Origin of the sequence: Persicitalea sp. (genome assembly GCF_041751555.1) — a bacterium.
Classification (GTDB): Bacteria; Bacteroidota; Bacteroidia; order Cytophagales; family Spirosomataceae; genus Persicitalea.
The window spans coordinates 1-4,868 of record NZ_JBGSXF010000587.1; the positions used below are offsets into that span (position 1 = coordinate 1).

The following is a 4,868-nucleotide window of genomic DNA, read 5'->3' on the forward strand; positions in this document are numbered from 1 at the left end:
CTTGACGCTCCTTCTGCCTCTACTCTGGAAGCTGTCAAGCCTGCTTACAAGTCGGCCTATCTGAGTTATCAAGCCGTTTCGGTGGCTTATTTCGGTCCGGCTTCGGCCCTGTTGCTCAATAACTACCTCAACACTTTTCCGGCGGCGCCGGGAAAGATCGAAAAAGCCATTACCTCAGGTACTTATAACTTTGAACTACCGGTGGTCAACGATAGCATTCAGGGCTTTCCGGCCTTGGACTACCTATTGTTTGGACCCAATTCGGTAGAAAAATTTTCGGACACCGACGCCCCGGCCCGTAAGAAATACGTTCGGGATGTCCTGGTACGCATGAAAACGTTGGCAGCCAACACCACGACGCAGTGGAACGGCGGCTACCGAACTACCTTCGTCAACTCGCTCAAAACCGATGTGGGTAGTTCCATCGGATTTCTGGTCAACCAGTTTGCCTACGAAATGGATGTCTTGAAAGGACCCCGTATCGGCTGGCCCTTCGGGAAGTTATCAAATGGCCGGGTGTTTGCCGATAAGTCGGAAGGCTATTACTCGGGCCTCACCCGCGAGCTGGCCTCGGCCAACCTGACCAGCTTGCGGAAGTACTTCGCGGGCAGCAACGGCGATGGAATCGCTGATTACCTGGTATTGCTTAAAAAGGAAGCTCTTGCCAAGCAAGTACTTACCCAATTCGACGTCGCCATTGCCGCCATCGACGCCATTCCGCAACCTATGGCTGAGTCTTTTTCCAAAAATCCGGCCCAAATCGAGGAGGCTTACCGACAAGTACAACGACTACTGACAATGATCAAAACGGACGTGGCGTCAGCTACTTCGGTGCAGATTACCTACATCGACAACGATGGCGATTAAGTGGCCCGACGGTAGTCGTTCGGTAGCTATCGCTCCGCTGGCTACGTTCAGGATCACATTTGGTCTGCTGATGTTCGTGAGCCTGATTCGTTTTTGGGCGCGGGGTTGGATTACCGAGATGTACGTCAAGCCTTCATTCCATTTCACCTATTGGGGTTTTGGATGGGTGCAGCCGCTAAGTGACGGCGGAATGCACCTGCTTTTCCTGGTGCTGATCGTAGCCGCGTTGCTTGTGGCAATAGGGCTGTTCTACCGCCCGGCCATCGTCGTTTTTTTCCTCGGCTTCGCCTACGTGGAACTGATCGACGTCACGACTTATCTCAACCACTACTACTTCATCAGCCTGGTGGCTTTCCTGCTGGCGTGGCTACCCGCCAACCGGGATTATTCCCTCGATGCGCGTTTCGATTGGGTGTCGCGGCGTACGCTAACGCCACTCTGGACAATCGGAATTCTGCGTTTTCAGATGGCACTGGTCTATATTTTTGCCGGACTGGCCAAACTCGACGCCGATTGGCTGCTACGGGCCGAACCGATGAAAACCTGGCTTCCCGCCAAAAGCCACCTTCCGCTGATTGGGCCGTTGATGTACGAAGAATGGGTGGCCTACCTGTTCTCCTGGTTCGGGGCGGGTTACGATTTATTCATTGTCTTTTTTTTATTAAACAGCAAGACCCGCCCCGCTGCCTACGTATTTGTCCTGCTGTTTCATGGCGCTACCGCCCTGTTTTTTCCGGCCATCGGGATGTTTCCCTACGTGATGATTTTCAGCAGTTTAATCTTTTTTTCGGGAGATTTTCACACCCGGCTGCTGTCATTTTTTTCTTCCAAAACAGACCTGACGACTTCTGAACCCTACCGCTTTACCTACCAAAATACCTTGACCGCTCTGGCTGCGGTGTACCTGCTTTTCCAACTTTTGTTTCCGCTGCGTTTTCTGCTTTATCCGGGAAAACTATTTTGGACCGAGCAAGGGTACCGTTTTTCGTGGCGTGTGATGCTCATGGAAAAAGCCGGAGCCGCGTACTTTACGGTGAAGGATGCGACCGAAAAAAAGTCCTATGTAGTGGACAACAGGAAGTACCTTACTAAACTTCAGGAAACAATGATGAGTACCCAACCCGATTTGATCCTGAACTACGCCTCTTTTCTTGCTGGGGTATTCAGGAAAAAAGGGATGGCGGAACCCAAGGTGTTTGCCGAGGTATATGTTACCCTCAACGGCGCACCTTCCCGGCTGTTCATCGACTCCACGGTGAACCTGGCGGCTAAAAAAGTGAGTTGGCGACCTTACGACTGGGTATTGCCCTACGAAAATAAAATGCAATGATTCGAAAGTCTATCCTGCTAAGTTTTTCTTGTCTGTTTGTCACGCTGGCTTTTGGTCAAAAAGTCCTGTCTGTGGAGGGCACGGTGCGGGAAGGTACCGAGGCCATTCCTGGTGCCATCGTGCGGCTGTATCCGGCCGAGGCGATTGAAATCAGCAACGACAACGGCTTTTTTCGCTTCGGGCGGCTCACGCCGGGACAGTATCGACTGGAAGTGAGCTTATTGGGGTATAAACCTTACTCAGACACGCTGACCGTCACTAACCAGGGTTTGCGGCTCGATATTCAATTGGAAGAAGCAGTGAATCTGTTGACTAGGGAAGTCATAGTGTATGGGCAAAATACCGAAACCATTTCCGGCAAGTTGAACGATGTCTCGGGAACGGCGATTTACGCCAGTAAAAAGACCGAACTAATCAACGTCCGCAACCTGAATGCCAATCTCGCGACCAACAACACCCGCCAGATTTACGCCCGCATTCCCGGCCTGAATATCTGGGAATACGACCGGGGCGGACTGCAACTGGGCATCGGGGGCCGCGGACTGAGTCCCAACCGTTCTTCCAATTTCAACATTCGTCAAAATGGCTACGACATCAGCGCCGACGCGTTGGGGTACCCCGAAAGCTACTATACGCCCTCGGCGGAGGCGCTCGACAAGATCGAAATCATCCGGGGAGCGGCCAGTTTGCAGTACGGGCCGCAGTTTGGCGGGCTGGTCAATTTCGTCATGCGGCGCGGGCCGCGCAATAAGCCCGTCGAATTTACCTCGCGGCAAACGGGCGGTTCTTTTGGCTTTTTCAACTCGTTCAACAGTCTGGGCGGTACGGTGGCTAAGGACAAGCTCAACTACTATGCCTTTTTCCAGTACAAACGCGGCGATAGCTGGCGGCCCAACAGCCACTATACCCAGCAAAACGGGTACTTGCACCTGGCCTACGACCTCAGCCCGAAACTCAAAATCACCGGCGAATACACCCGGATGAACTACCTGGCGCAGCAGCCCGGCGGCCTCACCGACGCCCAATTTGCGGAAGACGCCTCGGTATCAGTGCGGGCCAGAAACTGGTTCCAGGTGGACTGGAACCTGGCGAGCCTGAACTTTGACTATATCATAAAAGAAGGGACCCGCCTCAACTGGCGCAGCTACACTTTGCAGGGCAGTCGCGAGGCGATTGGCGCGCTGACCTACATCAACCGCCCCGATTTCGGTGTCAACCGCGACTACATGGTCGATCGGTACAGCAACTTTGGCAGCGAATTGCGGTTCATTCACCAATATAAGTTGGGCAATCAAATCGACCAGACCTTCCTGATCGGAACGCGACTTTACAAAGGACTCACCGTGCGGAAGCAGGGCGATGGCAACAACGGCGACGGTCCCGATTTTGCGTTTCTCGACGCCGAACCTAACAAATCCAGTTTCCGCTTTCCCGGCGACAACCTGGCTTTTTTTGCCGAGAATATTTTTCGGTTGAATAAAAATTGGAGCGTTACGCCGGGCGCGCGTTTCGAGTTCATCGACACGAAAGCCACGGGCTTCTATTTCGAGCAAAACAAGTTTATCCCAAACGAGAAAATCTTTGAAACCCGCGCCAATCCGCGGACCTTCCTCCTGCTGGGCATCGGGACAAGCTGGAAATTCGACAAAGGAGCAGAGCTATACGCGAACATCTCGCAAAACTACCGATCGATCAACTTTAACGACATCCGGGTAGCCAACACCAACGCGCGGGTCGATCCCAACCTCACGGACGAGACGGGATTCAACGTCGATGTGGGGCTGCGGGGTACTTTCGAAAACTGGCTCTACGCGGACGTAAGCTTGTTTTATTTGAAATATAACGACCGGATTGGCTCCATTTTCTCGACCGATAGTAGTTTCATGACCTATCGTCTGCGCACCAATGTGTCGGACAGCCGCAATCTGGGCCTGGAAGTACTGCTCGACGGCGACATTCTCCGAGCCATCAGCCACGGAAAATCGAAGTACAAGCTGAATCTATACGCGAGTTTGTCGCTGATCGACGCCCGCTACGTCAACACCAAAAACACAGCCATTGCCAACAAGCTGGTCGAGAACGTGCCGCCCGTCTTGCTACGCACCGGACTAAGCGCGGGTACTCAGCGGTTCAATCTGACGTATCAGTTGGCCTATCAAACCAAACAGTACTCCGACGCCACCAACACCGAGCAAACCCCCACCGCTGTGGATGGAGCAATCCCGGCTTTTTCGGTCATGGATCTGAGCGCGAGCTACAACTGGCGGGTGTTCACGCTGTACGCGGGCGTGAACAATCTGGCCAATACCAGGTACTTCACCCGCCGTGCCGATGGCTACCCCGGCCCCGGCATCCTGCCCGCCGATAAGCGGAATTTCTACCTGACGGTACAATTCAAGATTTGATCTTTTGCTTTTACCTGATCAAAGATTCGTGTTGGGTTGGCATTTATGAATAAACAACTCTACGCTTTAATAACCCCTTCGTCTTGAAGTTGCCTGACCACTTTTTCAAGCGACCTTTCCGCAAAAGCCAGAATGGTACCCACGGGATTTGGACCAAGGGAATTTGGCAGAATCGAGCCATCGAGTACCAGGAAATTTTCGTACCCGAACACCCGCCCATAAGTATCCACCACCCCCTTTGAAACATCTTCGCCCATAGGAACGCC

General features: G+C 52.9%; 4 protein-coding genes. 3 read left to right on the forward strand and 1 reads right to left on the reverse strand.

Annotated elements, in window-relative coordinates:
• From ACEW8P_RS20775 to ACEW8P_RS20785, 3 genes are all read left to right on the forward strand, one after another.
• A partial coding sequence (locus ACEW8P_RS20775; protein ID WP_373514991.1) for an imelysin family protein occupies positions 1 to 867 on the forward strand: 867 nt, incomplete at its 5' end.
• Entirely contained in the window at positions 857 to 2,197 is a 1,341-nt protein-coding gene (locus ACEW8P_RS20780; protein WP_373514992.1) for an HTTM domain-containing protein, read from the forward strand. The genes ACEW8P_RS20775 and ACEW8P_RS20780, both read left to right, overlap by 11 nt.
• Positions 2,194 to 4,602 carry a TonB-dependent receptor domain-containing protein gene (locus ACEW8P_RS20785; RefSeq protein ID WP_373514993.1) on the forward strand — a complete coding sequence of 803 codons (2,409 nt, stop codon included), beginning with the start codon at positions 2,194 to 2,196 and terminating at the stop codon, positions 4,600 to 4,602. Before ACEW8P_RS20780 ends, ACEW8P_RS20785 begins: the two co-directional genes overlap by 4 nt.
• A gap of 59 nt (positions 4,603 to 4,661) precedes the next feature.
• On the opposite strand, the gene ACEW8P_RS20790 is transcribed toward ACEW8P_RS20785, so the two are convergent.
• On the reverse strand, positions 4,662 to 4,868 hold a 207-nt coding region (locus tag ACEW8P_RS20790), incomplete at its 5' end, for a GMC oxidoreductase (protein WP_373514994.1).